This is a genomic window from Silvimonas sp. JCM 19000, assembly GCF_054652575.1.
On sequence record NZ_BAAIHC010000027.1, the window covers coordinates 28,373 to 49,727 of the forward strand.

The window sequence follows — 21,355 nt, forward strand, 5'->3', positions numbered from 1 at the left end:
AAAACAGCGTGCGCGCGATACCAAACTGTTCACAGAAAACGCTAAGATGCCTGGGGCTCCCGTATCGACAAAGGCAATGCAAGTGAACGGTTTCAAGCATCAGATGGTGGCAATTCTGGGTACGGCATGGCTGCTTGCCAGCGCCGCAATTCTGGCCGCACCGGCCGCCGCGCCAACGGCCGTCGCCACGGCGGGGCAGGGCCTGGCGCAAGTGGATCAGACGGTGGACAAAGAAAGCGCACAGGCGCGCGCCGCGTTCTATCTGCAAGACCCGGTGCCGGCCTGGGTGAGCCCGGCCACCATCCCGGCCGCCAGCGCCCAGGACGTCGATCCCAAAGTGTATTTGCTGGCCGATACCCAGCTGCAGGCGGGCAGCGCGCCTGCGTATTACGTGCACCGCGCCGAACAGATCAATAGCGCTACCGAGCTGGAAGCGGCCGGGCGGCTTGAGATTGAATTCATCCCTGATTATCAGAAACTGCATTTGCACGGCCTGCACATCTGGCGCGGCGGCAAAATGCTCGACCGCACCCAGACGGCGCATATGCGTTTTTTGCAACGCGAAGACGGGCTGGAACAACAGCAGATGTATAGCGGCGCGGTCACCGTGTCGATCCTGATCAACGACCTGCGCGTCGGCGACACGCTGGAATATGAATACACCGTCACCGGGCAGAACCCGGTATTTGGTGGCCGCTTTGTTGAGAACTCGGGCTGGGGTGATAGCGCGCCCGTGGTGTGGCGGCGCGTCATTTTGCGTTCGCCGGTGGATACGCCGATCTACTGGCGCTATCTGAGCGACAGCAAGGTGGCGGCGCCCAAGCCGAGCGAAACCGTGGCCGGCGGCTGGCGCACGCAGATTTTCCAGACCCGGAATCTGGCGGCGGTACGCAGCGAAGGCGATGTGCCGTCGGATTACATCGTCGGTGGCTGGCTGCAGTTCTCCGCTTTTGCCGACTGGAATGCGGTGGCCGTATGGGCCGACGGTTTATTCACCGTCAAAGAACCGTTAGGGCCGGAACTGCAAGCGGTGGTGGCGCGGCTGAAAGCGTTGCCGACGCCCGAACAGCAGGTGGTGGCGGCGCTGGAAATCGCGCAGACCGACATCCGGTATTTTTCGGTGGCACTGGGCGAAAGCTCGCATCGCCCGGCCTCACCCAATGTGGTGTACCAACGCCGTTATGGCGATTGCAAAGACAAAGCGCTGTTTCTGCATACGCTGCTGGCGCAATTGAATATTCCCAGCCGGCCCGTCTTGCTGGATGCCACCAGCCAGGGCTTGCCGCAGCGCATGCAGCCCAGCCCGCTCGCGTTTAATCACGCCATTCTGCAAGTCAGCCTGAATGGCAAGGTCTGGTATCTCGACCCCACGCGCCAGGGCCAACACGGCACGCTGGCCAATATGGGTCAGACCTATGGCGACGCCCGCGTGCTGGTGGTTGATCCGGCCAGCAACCAGCTGGCGCAAATCCCGCCCGACAATACCCAGCGTATTGATATGGCGCGTGACGAAGTATTTGTGCTGCCGCAATGGGATGCCCCGGCGCAGCTGACCGTTACCGAAACCTGGCGTGGCGACAACGCCGAAAGCATGCGCACCAGCGCGGCTTCGGCCGCGGCAGCTGATATGGCCCGCTTTGTGACTGACCCCATCACGCTGCGCTATCCCAAAGCCAGACTGATCGGCACGCCCACGCTGCAGGACGATATTGCGGGCAATAGCTATACCGTGGTGTCGCATTTCAGCGTGCCCGAGCTGGCGCACGAAGAAGGCAGCGCCTGGCAAGTGCCGTTTGATGCCTCTAACTTCCGCCATACCTTTACTCGTTTGTCGTCGGCGGTGCGCACCATGCCGTTTGTGGTGGGCGCCAATGCACCTGAGCATCTGCGTTATTCGGTACAGGTGACGCTGCCCAAAGAAGTGGCCGGCCAGGTCGATCCGGTGGTGACCACCCTGCATCGCAAACTGTTCAACTACGATGCCACCTACAGCATGCGTGGCAATGTGGCGCGCCAGGTCGAAGATCTGGTGCTGACCAAGGCCAACGGCGAAGCAGCCGATGCCTCCGGCTTTGTCGCTGATTTGCGCGCGCTGTCGCAGCAAAGCAGCGATATCTTCATCGTGGCCAAAAGCGATCTGACCACCACCAATCTGGCCAAGGGCGACCCGATCCAGCAGCAAATCGCCACGCGTTCGCAACGTCTGGTCGACAGCATCAGCAAGGCCATGGCGGTGGGCAAGCTGGGTAGCGATGATCTGGCCGCAGCGTATTGTTTCCGCGCGGCGGCCTATCGCGATCTGGGGCAGGGCAAGGCGGCCGATGCCGATATCGCCATGGCGCAAAAGCTGGGCGGCTCGGCGCCGGTGGCATTGCGCTGCCGCACCGAATACGACTTTAACGAGGGCCGCTTTCAGCAAGCCATCGAAAGCAGCAGCCGCGAAATCAGCCTCGGCGGCACCGCACCGCGTCTGTATTACAGCCGCGCCGTGGCACAGTTCTTTAATGGCAACACCACGGCTGCGCTGGCCGACGTCAACCATGGCTTGCAACTGGTCGATGGCTTGAGTGATCCGTACGACCAGATCTGGGCCGCCTGGCTGCTCAAGCGGCAACATCAGCCGCTGCCCAGCGCATTGAGTGCCCGTGCGGATGCCAGCCAGGACTGGCCGGCGCCTGTGCTGGCCTTGTTTGCCGGCAAGGCCACGCCCGAGCAGGTGCTTAAAGCCGCGCAAAGCAAGGCCGGGCTGGAAGGGCGTATGGCCAGCACCGAAGCCAACTTCTATGTTGGTGAGTTCTATCTGGCCGCAGGCGACAACGCGCGCGCACGCACGCTGTTTGAACAAAGCCGGCAGCAGGGAGTGACCAACTTTTATGAATACGCGATGTCAGGGTTTGAGCTGAAACAGCTGCAGCATTAAGTCCGCGCCGCCGCGCTGCCGCAACTTTGCGCCACCAGCGTACGCAACCAGATGTGGCCTGCATCGCGCGCATGCGTGGCGGGCCACATCTGGCTGACTTCGTATTCGGGCACAGCAAACGGCAGCGCACACACCGCCAGCCCCAGCGCCTGGCGCCACGCCTGCGCCACAAAGCTGGGCACCGTGGTCAGCGCCGCCATCTGCTGAACCAGCAGCGGGCTGGCGCCAAAATGGCGGCTCGACAAGATCACCCGGCGTTGCCGCCCTTGCGCGGCCAGATAATCATCCATGACGCCCTGTAATTCGCCATTAAACGACGTGAGTACATGCGGCCACGCCAGGTAATCATCGAGCGCAATCTGCGCACCGGACAGCGGCACCTGCGCCGGGTGATAGACGCACTGGAAAGTCCATTTGAACAAGGCGCTGGTCTGTAACCAGGCAGGGTGCTGCAAGAACACGCCGATGGCCAGGTCGATCTGGCCGGCATCGAGTAATTGCACTGCATTCTGGCCATCGGCATTGATCACGATGATCTGCACCCCAGGCGCTTGCTGATTGATGCGCTGCATGATGCCGGGCAAGAGCGCGACTTCGAGCGCGTCGCTTAAACCAAGCCGGAACACGCGCTGCGCCTGTGCGGGCTCGAAGTCCGCTGGCTGTTGCAGCGCTTGCTGCACGCTCAGCAATACCGGTTCAATCTGCTGGCCGAGTGCCAGTGCGCGCGGCGTCGGCACCATGCCGTGTGAAGTCCGCACCAGCAAATCGTCATCAAACACTTGCCGCAATCGTCGCAACGCCGCGCTCAGCGCGGGCTGGCCGATAAACAGCCGCGCTGCCGCCCGCGTCACATTGCGTTCTTGCAGCAACACATGCAGCACCAGCAGCAAATTCAGATCAAGCCGGCGGAAATCATTTTCGTTGATGACAGGCATGATTCCAAACGATTGGAGTGATAACAGCTTGCCAACTTATCCTGCTTGCGTGGCTGCGGCAAGTCGCTGCTGGCCGGTGAATCAGGAGCAAGCAAATGCAAACCTTGCAACAACAACGGGTGGTTGTGATGGGCGGGTCATCCGGGATAGGGCTGGCTACGGCAAAACGCATGGCCGCCGCCGGGGCAGAGGTGATCGCAACGGGCCGTAGCCTGGCCAGGCTGCAGGCCGCCTTGCCGGGGCACCTCACCGGCGTGGCGGTCGACGCGACCGATCGCGCGGCGCTGGACGCCTTCTTTGCCACCACCGGCCCAATCGACCATCTGGTCCTCGCCCTTGGCGGTGGCGCGGGCGCGGGTGAGTTTCGCGAGCTTGAGTTGGCGCAATTACGCCATGGTTTCGAGGCCAAATTCTGGCCGCAGCTGAATGCGCTGCAAGCCAGCCTGGCGGTATTGCGCGGTAGCGTAACGCTGATCTCGGCAATCTCGGCCCGGATGGCGATGCCGGGCGTGGCCGGGCTCGCTGCCATCAATGGCGCGCTGGAAGCCATGGTGGGCACGCTGGCGCGCGAATTGTCGCCGCTGCGCGTCAATGCCGTTGCGCCGGGCGTGGTGGATACGCCGTGGTGGGATGACAAACCGGCCGGATTCAAAGCCGCCGTGTTTGACCAGCAGGCGGCGACCTTGCCGGTACGTCGCGTCGGCCAGGCGGACGACATCGCGCATGCCGTGCAATTCTTGAGCGAGAACGGCTTTGTCAGCGGCACGGTGATCGAATGCGACGGCGGGCTACATCTGCTCTAAGTCGTCGCTGCGCGTGGGCCGTGGCGGCAAATGCAGTCGGCGGCGTGGTCATTGACCATGCCGACCGCCTGCATCCATGCATACACCACCACCGGCCCGACAAACTTGAAGCCGCGTTTTTTAAGCGCCTTCGAAATCGTCACCGACAGTTCGGTCTGCGCGGGCACCGGCCCACTGTTCTGCAGCGGCTGGCCCTGCACAAAATCCCAGCACCAAACGCCGAAATCTTCGCCGGCGGCTTGCATCGCCAGCCAGGCCCGCGCGTTGCCGATGGCGGCTTCAATCTTTTGCCGCGAGCGGATGATGCCCGCGTCCTGCAGCAAACGCGCCACGTCGGCCTGGGTAAACGCCGCCACCGTGGCGGGATCGAAACCGGCAAACGCACGGCGAAATGCCTCGCGCTTGTACAAGATGGTGCGCCACGACAATCCGGCCTGAAATCCGTCGAGGATGAGCTTTTCCCATAAGGCGCGGCTGTCGCGCTCGGGCACACCCCATTCTTCATCGTGATAACGCTGCATCAGCGGATCGTTTTGTGCCCAACTACAGCGCGAAAATGCGTTCATGACTAGCTCGTGGATGGCTGGCTGAAAGCGGCAGTCTAGTGCAAACCCGACCACGGCGGGCGTAGCGTAACGGCAGGGGGTCGACTACCGCTGAGGCATACTGCGGCCCCGGCGCGCTTCTGTATTTTGCTTAGGCAAAAGTTGCTTGCAAAGCGACAAATGGTGAGCGCGGACCGAGCGTCCGTTTAAGCCAGAATGCAGGCTTTTGCTTACAGCCGATTTTGTTGCTCAACTACGTAATGAGCGCCGGTTTTTGAACGCAAATAGACTTGCATGCAAGCAAAGGCGTCGATAAGTCTGCCCGGGTCAATCATTTTTCTGACAGAAGCACCCAGGACCACACCTGGGGTGTTTGCTGAATTAAAACAACGATATCGCTTTCGTGTAACTGAAATATTGTACGCAATCAGACACTCGGCAAACGGCTGTCGGCGCTAGCCGTCCGCTCAGTCGGCAGGAGGCGGCTGAGGTGTTTTCGCGGTCAGATCGGGCGATTTATAGTCTGGCCATGTAAGCGAGAAACACCCACTACACAGCGAGGGCCGCCACCATGAAAAAACTCCTGATCGCCATTGTGACTACAGTGTTGGCTACGGTCGCCCAGGCTGATCCGCCGCATCTGAATACCGCGCCGTTTGTGGCGCTGCTCGACCGCATCGGCCAAGTGGGTGTTAACGGTAATCTGTCTGACCCGCATTACGTGGGCGAGGCATTGCAATGCCAGGTCAGCGAGCGCCATATTCCGGCGCAAAAGGTGCGCGGCACCGAATTGCCCGCTATCGATTTTGGCTATCTGTTGACGAATTGCCCCTTGCCGCAGGCGGCCAACCGCTCGTTTCTGTACACCACGCAAGGCGAAGACAACAACCAGCCGGGCAAGGTAACGATCTTGCTGCACCCGTTTGATGACGGCAGCCGCTTGCCGCTGCAAAAGGTGGTGGATCTGGCCACCAGCGAGTTTGGCCAGCCCGAATGCAAAGGCGATGAAGACAGCCCGCAGTATTGTGTGTTCCGCCTGAAAGGCGAACACAACGCCACTTTGTTGATCCTCGGCATGCGTGGCGTATTGATGAATATCGCCTTGCAAAACTGAGGCTTGCCCGGCCTGCGCGGGCGGGCGCGCGCCGGGGCTTTTGAATTTAATTGGCGTAGAACGTTGACGCGGACAGCATAAAAGGGGATAACGGCGGAGCAGGATCTCAAGCGTGAAGTGATCGTTACATTGTCAGTACCCCAGTGGCACCCCTTGTTACCTTATTTTCCTTGATGTTCGTGCGCTTCTTTTTCGAGCGACATGCTCTACTACGTATCAAGGAATCAAAATGGAACAAGGTATCGTCAAGTGGTTCAACGACGCTAAAGGCTTCGGCTTCATCACCCCGGCTGACGGCGGCCCGGATCTGTTCGCTCACTTCTCCGAAGTGAAAGTCGACGGCTTCAAGAGCCTGCAAGAAGGCCAGAAAGTGACCTACTCCAAGGGCATGGGTCCGAAAGGTCCGCAAGCCACCAACATCCAACCGGCCTGATTGCTGCGTTGCTTGTTAAGAAAAAACCCCGCATTGCGGGGTTTTTTTTCGTCTACCGTTTCAGGCCTCTGCCACGCTGACCGGCCGTGCCCGGTGAAAATACGCCTTGAAGGCGCGCTGCAAGGCGTCGCGGCTAAGGTCATCCAGTTGCAGAAACTGGATGCCGGTACGGAACTGGCTCATTACATTGTCGTGCACGGTGTACACCACACGACAAGGAATCTGCACTATCTGCCGCTCGATCCCGTCGGGTCGCGCCGGAATTTCCAGGTAGAGCAGCGCCTCGGTGTGCATCTGCAAATACAGATCCAGATACACCGATGCCCCACTGATGGATAGATCACCGCTACGGCCAAAGGCCTGGCGCCCGTCTGTGGTCAACAAGACCACGCGCCAGCGCACGCTATGGCGGGTGGCCCGCTGCGCTTTATCTGAATACTCGTTCATGGTTCTGGCCTGCCCGGTGCGTCCTTGCGCAACCGCTTGCCGTCGTATGCGGCTGTCATATATCAGCGCATTCTTATATGCGGTGAGCGCGCTCACTACCAGGAGCGCTCCTGGCTTGCCAAACGCCGGACAAAGAAAAGCCCGCCACCAGGGCGGGCCCAACCAAAGCCAAAAGGAGAGAGTAACGCGCCTGCCTGCGCGTTGAAGACATCATGCCTGCGGCAGGCTCTCCTGCCAGCCAGGCCCCCACCTGGGGACCGCTCCTGGTGGGGCCGGGCCGCTGGCGTGGCGCGGATGCCACGCTGCGCATCAGCGCAAGCCAGGGCAGTGGCTGTCTCGCTATATGATGGCTGCGGCTCACACAACCCGGTACGTGCAATGCGGCTCCGCGCAGAAAAGCTGGTACTGATCGCCGACCTGGTCGGCACGCTGGTGTTCGCCATTGAAGGCGCGCTGACCGCCATGCGCGCGCATCTGGATTTGTTGGGCGTGATGCTGATCGCCTTTATCGTCGCCCTGGGGGGCGGCGTCATCCGGGATGTGTTGATCGGCGATACGCCCCCCAGTGCCATCCGCGACTGGCGTTATCCGGCGCTCACCTTCGCCGCTGGCTTCATCAGCTTTGTCTGCAGCAGCGTGGTGTTGGCCTTGCCGCCGCTGTTCTATACCGTGCTTGATGCGGCCGGTCTGGCCTTGTTTGCTGTGGCCGGGGTGGAGAAAGCGCTGTTGCACGGCATACGCCCGTTTATTGCCGTGCTGCTGGGTACTGTTACCGGCACCGGCGGTGGGGTGGTGCGCGATATCTTGTTGGCGCGTGTGCCGCTGGTGCTGTATGCCGATATCTACGCCACCGCGGCGTTTGTGGCAGGCGTGTTGGTGGTCAGTGCCCGGCAACTGGGCCTGCCGCCCACCGTTGCCGCCATGGCCGGCGGTATCGCCTGTTTTGTCTTGCGCATGCTGGCCGTGCAATATGGCTGGCACTTGCCGCGTGCCACCTTGTAACCAGGATACCAGGCCATGAACCCGATCGTCCCGCACTCACAAGACCTGCAGTTTCGCTTTGCTTCGGTGGCTGATGTCAGCGCACTGGCCATGCTCAATTTGCAGTTGCTGCGCGATGAAGGCAACCACGTCAGTCTGAGTCTGCCCGAGCTGCAGGCGCGCATGGTGGGATGGCTGTCCGACAAGGATTATCGGGCCGTGTTATTTGAATACCGCGATCAGCTGGCCGGCTACGCCTTATTTGTGCATGAGCCGGATCAGGTGTTTTTGCGCCAGTTTTATGTGCTGCCGGAATTCCGCCGTGGCGGTATCGGGCGCGGCGCGATGACGTGGCTGTGGGCCAATCCGTGGCGCAAAACGCCGCGCTTGCGGCTGGATGTGCTGGCTGGCAATGCCGCCGCGCTGGGCTTCTGGCGCGCGGTCGGCTTGTCAGACCATTACATCGCCATGCACATGGCTAGCCCGCTGTCGGCCGCTCCATCACCAGCAAGGTAGAGGTGGCGGAGGCATACAGCTTGCCTTCGGCATCGGTGATCTTGCCTTCAGCAAAGGCGGCGCGGCGGCCAATCGAGATGACCTTGCCTTCCGCGCGCAGCAGGCCGGTGTCGGCCGTGATGGGGCGGTGATAGGCCACTTTGAGTTCAAGCGTGGTATACGCCTGGGTGGCGCTCAGGCTGGCGTGCACTGCGCAAGCGCAGGCCGAGTCGAGCAGGGTGGCCGCATAGCCGCCGTGCACCGTGCCGATCGGGTTATAGGCGTGATGGCCAGGCGTGCCGCTGAACACGGCGCGGCCCACTTCTACTTCGACAAAATCAAAATCCAGCGATACGGCAATGCCCGGTTTGCGCCCGGCTGCCACCAGTGCTTTCAGCTGACCAAGACCATCCAGTCCGGCACCGACTTGTTCAGACATATTCATCTGCTGCGCTCCTGTTTGAGTTGTTGGATGGCGATCATAAAACGCTTGCGGGCTGGCGGTGGAATCCAACGGTCGTTTTAAACGCAAGGGGGTGTCTCTTCCCAACCACGGGTAAAGGTCCTGGCGGGCAAATATCTATGCCATCTGGATAATGACGGTCTGATCAAAAGAATTGTTCTGTGGAAATGTCGAGATGAAGCAAGCTGTTTTGAGTTGGCTGGCCGGGGCCAGTATTGCTGCCCTGCTCAGCGCATGCGGGGGTGGCGGCGGTAGTGACGGCAGTTCTGCGGCCACCAACATCCCCAGCCCGACGGCCACGCCGACTTCGACGCCGACGCCAACCCCGACGCCAACTCCGACCCCCACATATTGGGTGCCACAGCAGGGCAGCAGTTGGCAAATCCAGCTTAGCGGCACGCTCAATACCAGTTACGACGCGTCAATGTATGACGTCGATCTGTTCGACACCCCAGCCACCACCATAGCCGCACTCAAGGCGCAAGGGCGCCACGTGGTCTGTTATTTCTCCGCTGGCACCGCCGAAAACTGGCGCAGCGACTACAGCCAGTTTGCCGCCAGTGATATGGGCAATGAGCTGGCGGCATGGCCGGGCGAATACTGGCTGGATACGCGCTCCGCCAATGTGCGCGCCATCATGCAAGCCCGGCTGGCACTGGCGCAAAGCAAGGGTTGTGATGGCGTCGATCCCGATAATGTTGATGGCTACAGCAACACGCCCGGCCTTGCGCTCACAGCCACCACGCAACTGGATTACAACCGCTTTATTGCCGCCCAGGCGCATGCGCTCAATCTGAGCGTCGGCCTTAAAAACGATCTGGATCAGGCCGCCAGCCTGGTCGCCAGTTTCGACTTTGCCGTGAATGAACAGTGCTATTCGCTGAATGAATGCAGCCGCTACAGCACTACCTTCACCAGTGCGGGCAAGGCGGTCTTCAATATCGAATACGACCTTGCTTATCGGCAGAACACCGACGGCGCACGCGATGCGCTGTGTGCTGCCACGCTGGCTGCCCACATCAGCACGCTGGTGCGCAAACAGCGCCTGGCCGATGACTACCGCTACAGCTGCACAGGCTGACGAGGCGCCGGATGCTATGCCATTGGCATCCGCTCGTCTTGCACCGCTTGGCGATTCGTATCTTTAGATATATCTTGCGACCTATATCGTACGATATGTTTCAAAGTGCGAACCATAACGCCTGCCTGTCTGCCGGAGACACTTCATGAGCATGCTCGAAACCGTTAAAACCTGGGTCAAACACGAAAGCCAACATCGGGCTGCCGTGGTACAAGTGCGCACATTGCAAGGCAGCTTGCGCCATATCACGCTTGAAGCCGAAAGCTTTAAAAGCATGAGCGGCTACGCGCCGGGCCGGGCGGTCAGCGTGTATATCGATGGCGCCAACCTGCGCATGGCGCGCAAATATTCGGTCTATCGCTTTGACGTCGAACGGGGCCGTATCGAACTGCTGGTGCATCTGCACGGCCGTGGTCCTGGCAGTGCCTGGGCCAGTTTGCTGGCTCTCGGCGACAACGTCTGGCTACGCGGCTTTTCCGGACGTGTCACGCTCGACGTCACGCGGCATACCCACTGGTTCTTTGGTGATGCCACCACTCTGGCCCCGTTTGCGGCCATCAGCCAGGCGGCACATGGCTTGTGTGAAGGATTTATCGAAGGCGACGCGCGCATCGCTGCCTTGCTGGAGGAACTGCAATTGCCGTTTACCTGGCTGGACCAGACGGCGAGCAAACGCTCTCTGCTGCCTGCGATGGCCCGCATGCTCGACCTGCCGGCACCGGCCGCCATCTATGTGGCCGGCGCCGCGCCCACCGTGCGTGCCGTGCAAGACATCCTGTTATTTGAACGTGGCCTCGACCGAGCCTGCGTGCGGCCTAAACCGTTCTGGGGTTGAGCCAGACAGCCTCAATCAAGACGCATGTGCCGGGTTGAGCAAGGACGTCAGCACATGGTCGGCCCACTGCCCATTAATTTTGAGATAAGCGCGGGCAAAGCCTTCGCGCTCAAAACCCAAGCGGCGCAGCAATTGCGCGCTGCGCAGGTTTTCCGGGCGGTAGTTGGCCATGATGCGATGCAGATCGAGCTCGGCAAACGCGTGCTCAATCACGCTGCCGAGCGCCTCCGCCATCAGACCCTGACCCTGGGCGCTGGCGGCCAGGGCAAAGCCCAGATGGCAGGCCTGAAATACGCCGCGCGCCAGGTTGGTCAGCGCGCATTCGCCGATCAGTACATCGCGCTGTTTGCACACGATCAGCCAATGCAACGCAGCGCCGGAGGCGGTGGCGTCGGCTTGTGCCTGCAGCCGTGCGCGCTGCGCCTCCAGCGTATAAAACGCATCGGCGCGCAGCGGCTCCCACGCTTGCAAATGCGTACGATTGGCGCGCTGCCACGCCAACACGGCCGCCGCATCTTCGGCCGTGGCGGGGCGCAATTCCAGACGGACAGTGCTGAGCGGTGGGGCAGGCATGCGCTTCCTTGATGGTTGGGGGACGGACGATCAGACGGCGCACCGTGGGGTGCTTCGCGTCACTCGGCCGGGTATTTGCGTCCCCACACCGCAAACACGCGATGCGGCGTCAGTAATTGCGGGCCGGGGAAGTTGGTTTGCAGCAGGGCGGCCAGCGCCGCGTCAAACCGCGCCACCGTTTCTGCATCCAGACTGGCCGCCACGCCCGCACTGGCACGGATGCGGCCGCGCCAGGCTTTGGGGCTGTAATACACCGGCAGGTCAAAGGAAAAAGACTGGATACCGCTGAACCCGGCCGTGGCCAGATCAGCAAACCAGCGCGGATGGATGCCGCTACCACCCGCTGCGCTCCAGCCGGGATTGTATTTAAGGATGAGGTCTTCCGTCGCTGCCACTACATTGCCGGGCAAAGGCAGCCAGTCAAAGTGCGCCATCATCAAGGTGCCGCCGCGCCGCAATACCCGCCACGCTTCTTGCGCGGCGGCGGGACGGTCGAACCAGTGCCAGCATTGCCCGGCGCTGACCACGTCCAGCGATGCATCAGCCAGCCCGGTCTGTTCGGCGCGGCCGACGCGGAAATCGACGTGTACGCCTTCTTCCTGCGCCATGCCGACGGCTTGTTCCAGCAAAGCCGTGGCCGGGTCCATGCCGATCACCTGCGCGCCGCGTTGGGCAAACCCGCGCGCCAGGGTGCCGGTGCCCGTTCCAATATCAAGTATCTGTTGTCCGGCCAGCCCCACGCCATGCGCCGCGGCCTGGGTAAAGAATTCGATGGGAAAACCGGCCCGATAGCGGCGGTAGTCTTCTGCGGTATTGCCGAAATTAATGCTGCCCATGCCCACTCCATGTGCTGACTGAAGAGCGCTCACCATACCCGCAAACCGCGCATCCCGTCCGCACCCAGCGCAACAATCGCCAAGTTGGCAGCGTGCATGAAAAACGCCCCGGCCGGGGCAAGCCGGTCGGGGCGCGGGACGAGCTGGATTGCGCTTAGCGTACCAGGTGCGGACAGACCTGGGCCAGATCAATGCCCACCGCCTTGGCCACGCCCAGGCCATACGCCGGATCCGCCTTGTAGCAGTTGGTGATGTGGCGCAACTGGATCTCCTGCGGCACGCCAGCCATGGCGCTACCGGTGTTTTCAAACAGGATTTGCTGCTGGGCTGGCGTCATCAAGCGGAACAAGGCGCCCGGTTGCGAGTAGAAATCGGTGTCCAGACGGTTATTCCAGTGGTCGCCAGCGCCCTCGATGGCCAGCGGCGGCTCGCGAAATTCGGGCTGTTCCGCCCATTCGCCCAGGCTGTTGGGTTCATAGCCTATCAAGCTGCCGTTATTGCCATCTACGCGCACGGCGCCATCACGGTGATAGCTGTGGAAGGGGCAGCGCGGCGCATTCACCGGAATTTGATGGTGGTTAACGCCCAGGCGGTAGCGTTGTGCATCGCCGTAGGCAAACAAACGCGCCTGCAGCATGCGGTCCGGCGAGAAGCCTATCCCTGGCACCACCGCTGCCGGGTTGAAGGCGGATTGTTCGACCTCGGCAAAAAAGTTTTCCGGATTGCGATTCAGCTCAAAAAAGCCGACTTCAATCAGCGGGTAATCCGCGTGCGGCCAGGTTTTGGTCAGATCGAACGGGTTATACGGGGTGGTGGCGGCTTCGGCCTCGGGCATGATCTGCACATACAGCGTCCACTTGGGAAAGTCACCGCGCTCGATGGCTTCGTACAGATCGCGCTGATGGCTTTCGCGATCTTTGCCGATCAGGGCTTCGGCTTCGGCATTGCTCAGATTCTTGATGCCTTGTTGCGTCTTGAAATGAAATTTGCACCAGTAGCGTTGGTTGTCCGCGCTGATAAAGCTGAACGCATGCGAGCCAAAGCCATGCATATGGCGATAGCTGGCCGGAATGCCGCGATCACTCATGATGATGGTGACCTGGTGCAGCGCATCCGGCATCGACGACCAGAAATCCCAGTTGCTGGTGGCGTTGTGCATATTGGTGCGCGGATCGCGTTTGACCACGCGGTTCAGGTCCGGAAACTTGAGCGGATCACGCATAAAGAAAATCGGCGTGTTATTGCCACACATGTCCCAGTTGCCTTCCTCGGTATAAAACTTGAGGGCAAAGCCACGGATATCGCGTTCGGCATCGGCGGCGCCGCGCTCACCGGCCACCGTGGTAAAGCGGGCGAACATTTCAGTCTTTTTGCCGATTTGCGAAAAAATCTTTGCGCGCGTGTAGCGGGTGATGTCGTGGGTGACGGTAAACGTGCCATACGCGCCCGAACCCTTGGCGTGCATGCGGCGTTCCGGAATCACCTCGCGGTTGAAATGCGCCAGTTTTTCCAGCATCCAGACATCTTGCAACAAGGCCGGGCCACGCGGCCCGGCAGTCATGATGTTCTGGTTGTCCACCACCGGCGCGCCGGCGGCGGTAGTGAGTTTTTTCTGTTCAGCCATGATCTGAGTCCCATAAAAGTTGAACCCATAACCGGGGCAGGCGATGTGGAGTCGCTTGCGGTGTCAGGGTTGATAGCTAATTACAATCAAAACGGCTAAATCGATTGCCGCGTTGTATTAAGTCGTAGGCGTGGCCCGCCAACATTGATCCAGATCAAGTTTTACAAGGATCAGCCCGCCCGACCTCCGCCAACGGGTGGGGCGCTATGCCCGCTTTTTAACCGGTGACGTGACTTAGCCTGGTACGGCTGTAGAACAACATAGGCGTGGCTAGACGCGCGGTTTGTCGCCTCGCTGCGGCAAGGCCCGGGCGGCACCGTACAATGCGCCGATTCGTCCCCTCAGCCCCGGCCGCCGCATGCCAGACCGCGTTCAGCAAATTCGTTTCTTCCGCAACCACATCCCCGCATTTGCCTGTAAACCGGGTTGCCATGATTGCTGCGGCCCGGTCACTGCCAGCTCGGTAGAAATGCAGTGGTTGCCGCGCAAAACGGCCGCCGAACACGCGGCGGCGCTGGATCACCTCGATTGCGTCTACCTCGGCGCGGACGGTTGCACGGTGTATGCGGAGCGGCCGCTGATCTGCCGCTTGTTCGGCACGGTGCCCAGCCTGCCGTGTCCGCACGGCCTGGGCCCGGCCACCCCCACCGAACCCGCCGTGGAAGCGGCTTTGCAACTGTTTCAACGGCAAACACGCCAGGTTTTGTTGTAAGAGCTGACGCTGGTCGCCGCGTGGTTTCGCATGGCCGCACTTTGCCTATAACGGGCGATACGCCGATGCGGGCGCAAGCACACGAGGCCGGAGGGTGGGCACAGATCAGGCGCAAACCGTTACGCCGCAACGCGCGCGCATTACCCGACGCGGTCGCTGGGTGTTTCGCGGCCTGTGGCTGGGCACGGCGCTGTTATTGCTGTTGTTTACGCTGGCCTTTGCCGCCTGGGTGCAGTTTTTGCGCGACGAAACGGTGGCACGGCTGGTCGTGCAAGCGCAGACCCGGCTTGAAAGCCTGGCCGAGGCGCGCAATATCTACACGCATTTTCTTGATACCAGCGCGCGCCTGCTGCAGGAACCCGCGCATGTGGCTGACGCGGCCAGCGCGGCGCAATGGGCGGCCACGCTAGACCAGATCGCTCCCGGCCATGCCGGCCTGGTGCGGATAGAGCCCGCCAGCACGCCGCTGTTGTTGCTGCGTAGCGTGGGTGCTCCGGCGTTGGATGCAGCCGAGGCGCGCACCATCGCACGCTTGCATCTGATCAGCCGGGTGTCATTTCCAGGCAATGCGGATGGCTATGTGGCGTGGCTAAGCCCCGACGCAGCCAGCGCCGTGCTGTTTGCCAAGCCCGAAGTGATGCAGCGCCTGGCCAGCCAGCCCTTGGCGGTGGACGCCGTGCTGCAGCATCTGGCGCGCAGCGTGCACGCCGCGCAGCTCGCCCAAGCCGATAGCGAAACCCGCGTGCTGCGGGACGACATCAGCGGCGACAGCGTAATCCGCCGCATCACGCCCTTGCATAACGCCACAGGCGAGCCGGGTGGCGTGCTGATCGGCAACCGGCTGCTCAGCCTGATGCCGCTGCAATTGCGCGCCAGCCTGAATGAGCATGCGGTCGCCGGGCGCCTGATCCTGGCCGCACCCGGCATGCCGGCACCCGCTTTGCTGTTTGATCCCGACGCGACTTTGCATCCGGCCAGTGCGCGTTTACTGGCCCGCGATGGCCCGTTGTTGGCAGCGCCTGGTTATGCGTGGCAGGCCGGCCGGATCTGGGTGGGCGCGCGCACGCTGGCGCCCGCGTGGCAGGGCGTCGCCGCCTTCGATGCGCAGCAAGTCATACGCGCCCAAGCGCTACCGCTGGCGGCCGGCTTGCTGCTGTATTTGAGTGCCGCGGGTTTGATCGTGCTGGCGGCGCGCTGGGTGGGGCGGCGCGTGTTATTGCCCGATTTGCGCGCGCAGCACGCGATCGAAACGGCCCGCCGCGCTGCCGAGGCCGCCAACACCGCCAAATCGTCTTTTCTGGCCAGCATCAGCCACGAAATCCGCACGCCCTTGTTTGGCATGCTCGGCACCCTGGAATTGCTGGAGCGTAGCGCCTTGCAGCCCGAGCAACTGGCGCAGCTGGCGATGGCGCGCACCTCGTCCACCGCGCTGATGCAGATCATTGACGACCTGCTTGATTTTTCCCGGATCGAGGCGGGCGCGATGCCGGTGCAACTGGCGCCGTTTGATCTGAACGCGCTGCTCGACAGCACGCTGGATGGCTATCAAGCGCTGGCGCTGCAGAAAGACCTGGCGTTACGGCGTGACTACCACGCAGATTTGCCCAGCGTGGTGAGCGATGCGGTGCGTTTGCGGCAGATCCTTGCCAATCTGATCGCCAATGCGCTCAAGTTCACGGCACATGGCAGCGTGACGGTCAGCGCGCGCGTGATCCCCTTGCAGGCCGAGCGTGCGCGCTTGCGCCTGGCGGTGCGCGACACCGGCATCGGCATCGACGCCAGCACCGCCGCGCGCTTGTTTCAGCCGTTTCAGCAAGCCGAGGCCAATCCGGCCAGCCGCTTTGCCGGTACCGGGCTGGGCTTGTCGATCAGCCAGCGCCTGGCCCGCTTGCTGGGCGGGCAAATCACCCTGCAATCGGTGCCGGGGCAGGGCAGCAGCTTCAGCTTGCAACTGGAGGTCGCCACCGCCGCGCCAGTCAGCGCCGAAGCCGCGCCCCCCGCCAGCGCCCGCCAGTTTGCCGCGCATGTGCTGGTGGCCGATGACCATCCGGTCAATCAACAAGTATTGCTGCAGCAATTGCAGGCGCTCGGCTGCAGTGCCGAGGCGGTCAGCGATGGGCAACAAGCATTGCAACGACTGCAAGCGGAGGACCATTTCGATCTGTTGCTGACCGATTTCAATATGCCCGTTCTCGACGGCCTGGCGCTGACGCAGCAACTGCGGGCGCAGGGCCAGACCTTGCCGGTCATCGGCATTACCGCCAGCCTGCTGCAGGGCGAAATCGAACGCGGACAACGCAGTGGCATGACGCTGTGTCTGGCCAAGCCGGTGTTATTGCCGACACTGGCGGCTGCGCTGGCGCAATTGCAACTACCCGCCGCCGCGCCCAGCCCGCAGCATCGGGCGCCCACGCCGGTTGATCTGACGCAGCTGCGCGTGCAGACGCTGCAAGCCGATCTGGCCGCGCTCAAGCAAGCGTTGGTGTCGCTGGATCCGGGCAAGGTGAAAGCCCTGGCGCATCGCATTCGTGGCGCTTTTGTGCAAGCGCCGGCCGGTGAAGACATTGCCGACGCCAGTGCGCAACTCGAAGCCAGTGCCACGCGCGCCGTCGACGAACTGGGTGTGCATGGCGCTGCCACCGTGGCCTATGCCGAGCTGTGGCTGGAAGAGCACGCGGCGGCCGCGCCACGTACGAGTTAAGAGTTTTAGGAATGCGCTGATTAACGTCGCCGGGGTCGACTGTAGAGAATGGCGCTCTTTCCCAGACCTTGCGTCGGCTCCGGCGCAAAGAGAACACACCGTGCCCCGTGCGTATTCCCGTCCGACCTTTCCTGTGTTTTCGAGCGCGTGCCTGCTTGCCGCAAGGTGCCACGCATGAACCGCCGTCCCTTGCTCGACAAATGGCCGGTGCTGTCTTTATCGGTGCGCCAGATCCGCGTGCTGGTCATGGCGTTTACGTTACTGGGTGGCTGTATCGGTCTGATCGCGGCGGGCGTGGTCTTGCATTACCAGGTTCGCGCCGCCGTTGAGCATTACGCCGCCGCCTTCGATATCAGCAGCGGCAACGCGGCGTCCCGCCTTGCGGGCAGCCAGGCCATGTTGCAACGTGCCCGCGCCGCCATCGACGACTTGCCACTCCATTCATCCTTACCGCCACGCCCGGCCGCTAACGCCAGCGTGGTTTTTCGCGTTTCGGCGGCGCAAAACGCCGATGGCGCGCCCGATGCGGTGCGACAACTGGCCGACATCATTGCGTTTTCATGGCGTCAGACCGGTGCGGCGGAAGGGCAGGACGGCAATGCCTGGCTGGTGGGCCTGGCCGACGAGCCCTTGTATGTGATTCCGCAAAATCCCTTGATGGGCCGCCTGAAAGTGGCCGAAGCCGACTGGCAGCAACGCTTTGGCAGCAGCATGCGCCAGGCATTGCTGGACCCGGTCTTGCTGGCCCGGCTGGCGGCCTCACCCGATAAACCGGTGCTGCTGACCCCGGCGCACGATGCCTTCAATAACGCGCCCATCCTGCGCATTGCCACGCTGCTGCAGTCGGCCGAACATGCGCCCGTGGTGGTCGGGCTGGACCTGCCTGCCAACCATATCGCTCCCCGCGACCCGCGCTTTGCTGAAGATTTTGATCTGGTTTTGCAGGACGGCACGCGCTGGCTGCCGGTCTACAACAGCTCGCCCGCTTTACACAATCTGTACCAGCGTCTGAGCCAGCAGCAACGCGGTCTGGCCGGGCAAACGCAGTGGCAGTGGGTGCGCGGCCCCGGTCTTGAGCTGAATGTGTTGCTGGTGGCGCCTTTGGGGCAGCCCGATTGGTATGCCGTTGCCCGCATCGGCGCCAGCCGCATCGTGGCCGATGTGCGCAGCGGCGCGCTCACCGTGGCCCTGTTTGCTTTGGCACTGGTGACCGGGCTGGCTGCCTGGTTGGTCTGGATCGATCGGCGCTTGCTGCGCCCCACAGAGCAACAGACCCAACGCATGGAAGAAAGCGAAGCGCTTAACCGCAGCATCTTCCAGACCGCACCGGTTGGCTTGCTGGTGGTAGAGCGTGAGAGTGGTGTCATTGTCGAGATCAACGCGCTGGCGCAGCACTATCTGCATCTCGGCACGGCCTGCGATGACCTGATTGCACTGTGCCGTGAACGCATGCACGCCTTGCCCGCCGCAGCAGTAACTGAATTTGAAACCGTGCTGCCTGACACTGACCACGGCCGCGTGGTTACCGTACGCCTGATTGCCACGCTGGCCGGGGGCAAGCCCGCCAAATTGATTACGTTGCATGACACCACCGCCATCCGCGCCAGCGAAACCCGCATGAAGAGTGCATTGGCCGAAACCGCGCGTGCCAACCGCGCCAAGTCGGAATTTCTGGCCACCATGAGTCATGAAATCCGCACGCCACTCAATGGCATGCTCGGGGGCATCGAGCTACTTGGCCTGACGCCACTGGACCCGCAACAGCGCGACCGGCTAGGCATCATCCAGCGCTCGGCGCAGGCGCTGCTCGGCACCATTAATGACGTGCTCGATTTCAGCAAGATCGAGGCCGGTGAAATGGTCATCCATCCCGCGCGTTACAATCTGCTGGAGTTGCTGGAGGACGTGGCACGCAGCTATGAACCGGCGGCGACGGCCAAGCAGCTGGCCTTGTATCTGGATATTGATCCTGCCCTGCCGCTCGAGATTGAAATTGATGGCGGCCGCGTCCGGCAAATGCTGAACAACCTGCTTAACAACGCAATCAAGTTCACCGCCCGTGGCGCGGTTCGCGTGTCTGCCGCGCAGATGGACCAGACCCTGGTGCTGCGCGTCATCGATAGCGGCCCGGGTATTGCACTGGCCGACCAGTCGCGTCTGTTTGACCCCTTTGTGCAGGCCGATCAGTCGGATACCCGCCGCCACGATGGCACCGGCCTCGGCTTGTCCATTTGCAAACGGCTGGCGGCTTTGCTCGGCGGCAATATCACGCTGACCAGTGAGCCTGGCCTTGGCGCCTGCTTCAGCTTGCATCTGCCGTATCAAGCCGTGATCGGCGCAGCGGCGATGGCCCGACCCGATCTGAACGATATTCGCGTCTATACCCAGATCGCCGATGCTGAACGCCACGCCGAAGTAACGCGCTGGCTGCAAGCGGCGGGCGCGCTGTATGTCGACGACCCGCGCGTGGCGCGGGTGCGGATTATTGATGGCCGGGACGCTGACGACGGCATCCTGCCGCACGCCACCATCGCCTTGCGCCAGGACGGCCCGGTGTTGCTGGATCCGGGCACGCAGCCGGTGCTGTGCTCCAGCCTGGCGCATCTGGAATGGTTAACGCTGGTACAGCAACTGGCGCAGGCACCGGGCGCCACCAGCACCGCATCAGCGCTTGCCCCGGTTACAGCGAGCAGCAGCCCGCTCAATGGAAGGGTGTTGCTGGTGGAGGACCATCTGATCAACCAGACCATCATGCGGCAGCAATTGCAGGCGCTGGGTGTGGAGGTGGATGTGGTCGCCGATGGCGCGGCCGCGCTGGCGCAGATCGGGCGCGCGGATTATCAATGGGTGATCACCGATATCCAGATGCCGACCATGGATGGTTATGAAATGGCGCGACGCTTGCGTGCGCAAGGCGTGCAGCTGCCCTTGATCGCGATCAGCGCTTGCGTGCTGCAAGATGAACGCCAGCGCTGCATCGAGGCAGGCATCGACGTCTATCTGAGCAAGCCGGTTAACAGCAGCCAGTTGGCCGATGCACTCCAGCTGTTTGATCCGCGCCTGCGGCACCCGCTGCCGTCCGCCACACCCGGCATTGAGGTGGCAACGGGCGGCGCGCTGGAGCCCGCCCCGCTGGATACGCTGCATCTGGACAACATCACGCGCGGCGCGCTACTGAATGATCTGCAACAGCTCCGCCAGGCCTACCAGGCCGCCGATACCGGGCTTTGGCGTAGCAAATTGCACTCGCTGGCGGGCGCGCTGGCGGTGCTGGGTTATCCGGTAGAAAGCAGTCATTGCCGGGATATGGAAACACGCGCAGTCAGCTGCTTTGCGGATTTCGAACCCGATTGGGACGAGCTGCAAGACATGCTGGCCGACATCACCGGCATCGCGCGCGCCGAGGTGGCCACGGCGTAGCGCCGGCCGCCGCCCCGGTGGGCCAGCGCTAAACGCCAGGCACGTTCAATGATGGGAGTGGGCGCGCGCAGCCGCATTGCGTTTGCGCGTTTCCGCACCTTTACGTGCCGAAGCTGAACGCTCTGCCGCGCTGCGATGCGCTGATGCGGCGCCGCCAAGGCGGCCGCCTTTGTGTTCCGGTTCGTGGTTCTCGACTTTGCCCACGCCCGAGCCCGACTTTTTGCCGCCGCCGCTGGTCTTGTTCACCGTGGCCCAGGCCCGCCGTTCTGCTTCAGCATCCGACAGGCCACGCTGCTCGTAGCCTTCTTCGATATGTTCAGCTTGCCGTTTCTGCTTGTCGGTATAAGCCGATTTGTCTCCGCGTGGCATGGTCATGCTCCTGTCGATGAATACGACTGCAGCATGCAATGCAGGCAGCGCCATTGCAGTCAGTCCAG

At 62.1% G+C, this 21,355-nt stretch carries 19 protein-coding genes; 11 read left to right on the forward strand and 8 right to left on the reverse strand.

What is annotated here, in order from left to right; genetic code table 11:
- Nucleotides 1–82: 82 nt before the first annotated feature.
- On the forward strand, nt 83–2,920 hold the full coding sequence (locus ACYQ1A_RS18585; protein ID WP_499364404.1) for a DUF3857 domain-containing protein: 2,838 nt from the start codon (nt 83–85) through the stop codon (nt 2,918–2,920).
- Here the strand turns inward: ACYQ1A_RS18585 and ACYQ1A_RS18590 are convergent.
- Nucleotides 2,917–3,855: a LysR family transcriptional regulator gene (locus ACYQ1A_RS18590; protein ID WP_062225320.1), complete on the reverse strand. Its 939-nt coding sequence runs from the start codon at nt 3,853–3,855 to the stop codon at nt 2,917–2,919. The two genes, ACYQ1A_RS18585 and ACYQ1A_RS18590, sit on opposite strands and share 4 nt — an antisense overlap.
- A 95-nt stretch (nt 3,856–3,950) precedes the next feature.
- On the opposite strand from ACYQ1A_RS18590, the gene ACYQ1A_RS18595 reads away from it, so the two are divergent.
- A complete protein-coding gene (locus ACYQ1A_RS18595) occupies nt 3,951–4,658 on the forward strand; it encodes an SDR family oxidoreductase (protein WP_499364408.1) in 708 nt (235 codons plus the stop codon).
- Here the strand turns inward: ACYQ1A_RS18595 and ACYQ1A_RS18600 are convergent.
- Nucleotides 4,655–5,224, reverse strand: coding sequence for a DNA-3-methyladenine glycosylase I (locus tag ACYQ1A_RS18600; protein ID WP_499364410.1), 570 nt, complete (start codon nt 5,222–5,224; stop codon nt 4,655–4,657). The genes ACYQ1A_RS18595 and ACYQ1A_RS18600 overlap by 4 nt on opposite strands.
- 550 nt (nt 5,225–5,774) lie before the next feature.
- Here ACYQ1A_RS18600 and ACYQ1A_RS18605 point away from each other — a divergent pair.
- Nucleotides 5,775–6,317, forward strand: coding sequence for a hypothetical protein (locus ACYQ1A_RS18605; RefSeq protein ID WP_499364413.1), 543 nt, complete (start codon nt 5,775–5,777; stop codon nt 6,315–6,317).
- 229 nt (nt 6,318–6,546) lie between these two features.
- A complete protein-coding gene (locus ACYQ1A_RS18610) occupies nt 6,547–6,750 on the forward strand; it encodes a cold-shock protein (RefSeq protein ID WP_053936430.1) in 204 nt (67 codons plus the stop codon).
- 60 nt (nt 6,751–6,810) lie between these two features.
- Here ACYQ1A_RS18610 and ACYQ1A_RS18615 read toward each other — a convergent pair whose 3' ends face one another.
- Nucleotides 6,811–7,197 carry a PilZ domain-containing protein gene (locus tag ACYQ1A_RS18615; protein WP_499364418.1) on the reverse strand — a complete coding sequence of 129 codons (387 nt, stop codon included), beginning with the start codon at nt 7,195–7,197 and terminating at the stop codon, nt 6,811–6,813.
- Between the two features lie 378 nt (nt 7,198–7,575).
- Here ACYQ1A_RS18615 and ACYQ1A_RS18620 point away from each other — a divergent pair, with 378 nt between their 5' ends.
- Together ACYQ1A_RS18620 and ACYQ1A_RS18625 are read left to right on the forward strand one after the other, a co-directional pair.
- Nucleotides 7,576–8,199 (forward strand): trimeric intracellular cation channel family protein, encoded by a 624-nt coding sequence (locus ACYQ1A_RS18620; protein ID WP_499364420.1) that lies wholly within the window; start codon nt 7,576–7,578, stop codon nt 8,197–8,199.
- A gap of 15 nt (nt 8,200–8,214) precedes the next feature.
- Nucleotides 8,215–8,694, forward strand: a complete 480-nt coding sequence (locus tag ACYQ1A_RS18625; RefSeq protein ID WP_499364422.1) for a GNAT family N-acetyltransferase — start codon at nt 8,215–8,217, stop codon at nt 8,692–8,694.
- Here the strand turns inward: ACYQ1A_RS18625 and ACYQ1A_RS18630 are convergent.
- Nucleotides 8,657–9,118 carry a PaaI family thioesterase gene (locus tag ACYQ1A_RS18630; RefSeq protein WP_062224625.1) on the reverse strand — a complete coding sequence of 154 codons (462 nt, stop codon included), beginning with the start codon at nt 9,116–9,118 and terminating at the stop codon, nt 8,657–8,659. The two genes, ACYQ1A_RS18625 and ACYQ1A_RS18630, sit on opposite strands and share 38 nt — an antisense overlap.
- A gap of 193 nt (nt 9,119–9,311) precedes the next feature.
- Here ACYQ1A_RS18630 and ACYQ1A_RS18635 point away from each other — a divergent pair, with 193 nt between their 5' ends.
- Complete coding sequence (locus tag ACYQ1A_RS18635; protein WP_499364425.1) at nt 9,312–10,217, forward strand: endo alpha-1,4 polygalactosaminidase; 906 nt, start codon at nt 9,312–9,314, stop codon at nt 10,215–10,217.
- 145 nt (nt 10,218–10,362) lie between these two features.
- A complete protein-coding gene (locus tag ACYQ1A_RS18640) occupies nt 10,363–11,052 on the forward strand; it encodes a siderophore-interacting protein (RefSeq protein WP_062224623.1) in 690 nt (229 codons plus the stop codon).
- 15 nt (nt 11,053–11,067) lie between these two features.
- Here ACYQ1A_RS18640 and ACYQ1A_RS18645 read toward each other — a convergent pair whose 3' ends face one another.
- The 3 genes from ACYQ1A_RS18645 to ACYQ1A_RS18655 form a co-directional block, all read right to left on the reverse strand.
- Nucleotides 11,068–11,625, reverse strand: coding sequence for a GNAT family N-acetyltransferase (locus ACYQ1A_RS18645; protein ID WP_499364427.1), 558 nt, complete (start codon nt 11,623–11,625; stop codon nt 11,068–11,070).
- A gap of 59 nt (nt 11,626–11,684) precedes the next feature.
- Complete coding sequence (locus tag ACYQ1A_RS18650) at nt 11,685–12,461, reverse strand: class I SAM-dependent methyltransferase (protein ID WP_499364429.1); 777 nt, start codon at nt 12,459–12,461, stop codon at nt 11,685–11,687.
- A gap of 154 nt (nt 12,462–12,615) precedes the next feature.
- Nucleotides 12,616–14,085: a catalase gene (locus ACYQ1A_RS18655; protein ID WP_499364431.1), complete on the reverse strand. Its 1,470-nt coding sequence runs from the start codon at nt 14,083–14,085 to the stop codon at nt 12,616–12,618.
- A gap of 358 nt (nt 14,086–14,443) precedes the next feature.
- Here ACYQ1A_RS18655 and ACYQ1A_RS18660 point away from each other — a divergent pair, with 358 nt between their 5' ends.
- The 3 genes from ACYQ1A_RS18660 to ACYQ1A_RS18670 all read left to right on the forward strand — a co-directional run bounded on the left by ACYQ1A_RS18660 (nt 14,444) and on the right by ACYQ1A_RS18670 (nt 20,918).
- The gene (locus ACYQ1A_RS18660) at nt 14,444–14,797 is read left to right on the forward strand and encodes a YkgJ family cysteine cluster protein (RefSeq protein ID WP_062225462.1); all 354 of its coding nucleotides are present in this window, start codon (nt 14,444–14,446) and stop codon (nt 14,795–14,797) included.
- Between the two features lie 94 nt (nt 14,798–14,891).
- Nucleotides 14,892–17,498 carry a hybrid sensor histidine kinase/response regulator gene (locus ACYQ1A_RS18665; protein WP_499364434.1) on the forward strand — a complete coding sequence of 869 codons (2,607 nt, stop codon included), beginning with the start codon at nt 14,892–14,894 and terminating at the stop codon, nt 17,496–17,498.
- 174 nt (nt 17,499–17,672) lie between these two features.
- The gene (locus tag ACYQ1A_RS18670; RefSeq protein WP_499364436.1) at nt 17,673–20,918 is read left to right on the forward strand and encodes an ATP-binding protein; all 3,246 of its coding nucleotides are present in this window, start codon (nt 17,673–17,675) and stop codon (nt 20,916–20,918) included.
- A 45-nt stretch (nt 20,919–20,963) separates the two neighbouring features.
- Here the strand turns inward: ACYQ1A_RS18670 and ACYQ1A_RS18675 are convergent, their stop codons facing one another.
- Nucleotides 20,964–21,287, reverse strand: coding sequence for a hypothetical protein (locus ACYQ1A_RS18675; RefSeq protein WP_062224654.1), 324 nt, complete (start codon nt 21,285–21,287; stop codon nt 20,964–20,966).
- Nucleotides 21,288–21,355 lie beyond the last annotated feature (68 nt).

Coding starts and splice junctions, on each gene's coding strand:
- ACYQ1A_RS18605 (WP_499364413.1), top strand. CDS start 5,775: ATGAAAAAACTCCTGATCGCCATTGTGACTACAGTGTTGGCTACGGTC.
- ACYQ1A_RS18630 (WP_062224625.1), bottom strand. CDS start 9,118: ATGAATATGTCTGAACAAGTCGGTGCCGGACTGGATGGTCTTGGTCAG.
- ACYQ1A_RS18595 (WP_499364408.1), top strand. CDS start 3,951: ATGCAAACCTTGCAACAACAACGGGTGGTTGTGATGGGCGGGTCATCC.
- ACYQ1A_RS18670 (WP_499364436.1), top strand. CDS start 17,673: ATGAACCGCCGTCCCTTGCTCGACAAATGGCCGGTGCTGTCTTTATCG.
- ACYQ1A_RS18625 (WP_499364422.1), top strand. CDS start 8,215: ATGAACCCGATCGTCCCGCACTCACAAGACCTGCAGTTTCGCTTTGCT.
- ACYQ1A_RS18610 (WP_053936430.1), top strand. CDS start 6,547: ATGGAACAAGGTATCGTCAAGTGGTTCAACGACGCTAAAGGCTTCGGC.
- ACYQ1A_RS18615 (WP_499364418.1), bottom strand. CDS start 7,197: ATGAACGAGTATTCAGATAAAGCGCAGCGGGCCACCCGCCATAGCGTG.
- ACYQ1A_RS18600 (WP_499364410.1), bottom strand. CDS start 5,224: ATGAACGCATTTTCGCGCTGTAGTTGGGCACAAAACGATCCGCTGATG.
- ACYQ1A_RS18640 (WP_062224623.1), top strand. CDS start 10,363: ATGAGCATGCTCGAAACCGTTAAAACCTGGGTCAAACACGAAAGCCAA.
- ACYQ1A_RS18620 (WP_499364420.1), top strand. CDS start 7,576: ATGCGGCTCCGCGCAGAAAAGCTGGTACTGATCGCCGACCTGGTCGGC.
- ACYQ1A_RS18645 (WP_499364427.1), bottom strand. CDS start 11,625: ATGCCTGCCCCACCGCTCAGCACTGTCCGTCTGGAATTGCGCCCCGCC.
- ACYQ1A_RS18590 (WP_062225320.1), bottom strand. CDS start 3,855: ATGCCTGTCATCAACGAAAATGATTTCCGCCGGCTTGATCTGAATTTG.
- ACYQ1A_RS18650 (WP_499364429.1), bottom strand. CDS start 12,461: ATGGGCAGCATTAATTTCGGCAATACCGCAGAAGACTACCGCCGCTAT.
- ACYQ1A_RS18635 (WP_499364425.1), top strand. CDS start 9,312: ATGAAGCAAGCTGTTTTGAGTTGGCTGGCCGGGGCCAGTATTGCTGCC.
- ACYQ1A_RS18675 (WP_062224654.1), bottom strand. CDS start 21,287: ATGCCACGCGGAGACAAATCGGCTTATACCGACAAGCAGAAACGGCAA.
- ACYQ1A_RS18660 (WP_062225462.1), top strand. CDS start 14,444: ATGCCAGACCGCGTTCAGCAAATTCGTTTCTTCCGCAACCACATCCCC.
- ACYQ1A_RS18655 (WP_499364431.1), bottom strand. CDS start 14,085: ATGGCTGAACAGAAAAAACTCACTACCGCCGCCGGCGCGCCGGTGGTG.